The sequence below is a fragment of the Microcystis sp. LEGE 08355 genome (assembly GCF_015207185.1).
GTDB lineage: Bacteria > Cyanobacteriota > Cyanobacteriia > Cyanobacteriales > Microcystaceae > Microcystis > Microcystis panniformis.
This window is the reverse complement of the sequence record NZ_JADEXI010000773.1, coordinates 1-1,827: the sequence shown is the minus strand read 5'-3', so window position 1 is coordinate 1,827 and position 1,827 is coordinate 1. Positions and strand designations below refer to the sequence as shown.

The following is a 1,827-nucleotide window of genomic DNA, read 5'->3' as shown; positions in this document are numbered from 1 at the left end:
ACTGATAACTGACTCCTAACCCAATGGTAGATGTTGGATTGTTGCAGGAGTTCTATTCTCCGACAAAGATAAGCAAAAATTATTTATTGACTGCAAAAACTTGAGAATATTTAAATTAACATTACGCAATATTTATAAATTCTTAAAAATTAATTGAGAAAGATTTTTATTTAACAACGATGTTATAAGGGTTACAGCGATTTGATAGAATTTCATAATGGGTTGTTTTGTGCCTTTTTGGGCAGCAATGGTTGAAACCCTTGCCACACCTAGAAGGTGATCCTAATTAAGACGGGTAAATCAGTCAATTTCACCCACAACGATGATCTTTTTTTTATGTAGTTTTATTGCAAAAAAAAAGTTTTTTTGACAAAAAGCACAAAGTATGATAGTAACCCAACGTATTTCTGGCTGCGAGTAATTATTGTAGAGAGGGGAGAGGGGAGAGGGGAGAATAAATAAAAATAATCCCCTGACTCGGAGAATACTGACGACCGACTCCTAACCCCATCAACAAACTTTTTCAGCCAACCCTAACTTATCACTTAACATTTCCCTGACGATTTTAGCGGTAGCAGGAGCCAATAAAACCCCGTTGCGGTAGTGTCCCGAGGCCAGAATAACGTTATCGTGTCCGGGCAAATATTCGATGATGGGAGCGGATTTTTTCTCCGGTCGCGGTCGCTTACCGGACCAAGTACGCACGATCGCACCCGAGGCCAAAGAGGGACAAAAAGTGATCGCCTTTTGATACACTTGTTCTAATAGGGCAGTATCGGCGATAATTTCGCCCTTTTCGTCCATAAATTCCACCGTTGCTCCAATCCAGTATTCTGCTCCGGCCAAAGGCAGAATATGCAGGTCATTTCCCGTTAAAATCGGCTTAAAATCGGAATTTTCTAAGGTTTGCGTCAATTTTATCTGTAAAGCTTGCCCTAAAACCGGTCGGATCTCCACTGGATGGGTAAGAGTTTCGGTTAAAGCAGTGGAACCAATTCCCGCAGAAAGAATCAAAAAGTCGCTTTCCTCTATACCATTAGAACTATAAATGTGGGTGCATTGCCTCAAATTAGAGCCTTGAAGCTCTGTCTTGCCGAAATTTTCAACTTTTACCCCAAATTGACATTTTACCCCCCTTCTTGCGGCAGCAGTGACGAGGGCTTCCGTGAGCAGGGCCGGATTAATTTGATGATCACTGGGAGAATAGATAGCACCCTGGAGATGATCGCTGGCCACCTGGGGACATTTTTGGTTTAAAGTCTCTTTATCCCAGATTTCTAGACAATATCCCTGTTCTTGGCGGATTTGGGCTAACTTGCGCCAATTTTCTTCGTCTTCGGCACTCGATCGCAGGAGGACAATACCATCACGGTTACAGGGAATAGTCAGTCCGGTGAGGGATTCTAGCTCAGGAAGGAGGGTTTCGTAACGTTTTAAACTTTCTTGCCGCAGTTTCCAGGCTCTACCTTTGGTTTTATGGCTGATAATACCCATTAAAATCCCTAAAGCTGCCCCGGTTGCTCCTTGTCCCGGTTTTTTTTCATCAATGAGGGTAATTTCTAATCCTTCGATGGCGCTTAATTCGTAGGCAATGGTAGCCCCCACTATCCCCGCACCGATGATGACAATTTTAGTCATAAACTCCAGAGGCTATTTTTCTAGTGGGAATAGGACTAAAAAAGGGTTGAACAAGTTTCAACCCCGATAATTAATTACAGAACCCGGAAATTGACATCCTCACCGCCGTAAACGGACGGTGATTCCCAAACCTCACGATTTGGGTTTCTGCTTCTTTCCCTTGCGGGGTTCCGCACCTGCCTTAACAGA

Annotated in this window: 1 protein-coding gene; it reads right to left on the bottom strand. The window is 43.1% G+C overall.

Annotated features, from left to right (window positions below):
• Positions 1–510: 510 nt before the first annotated feature.
• Positions 511–1,638 carry an FAD-binding oxidoreductase gene (locus IQ242_RS23885; RefSeq protein WP_193961666.1) on the bottom strand — a complete coding sequence of 376 codons (1,128 nt, stop codon included), beginning with the start codon at positions 1,636–1,638 and terminating at the stop codon, positions 511–513.
• Positions 1,639–1,827: the final 189 nt, after the last annotated feature.

Coding starts and splice junctions, on each gene's coding strand:
- IQ242_RS23885 (WP_193961666.1), bottom strand. CDS start 1,638: ATGACTAAAATTGTCATCATCGGTGCGGGGATAGTGGGGGCTACCATT.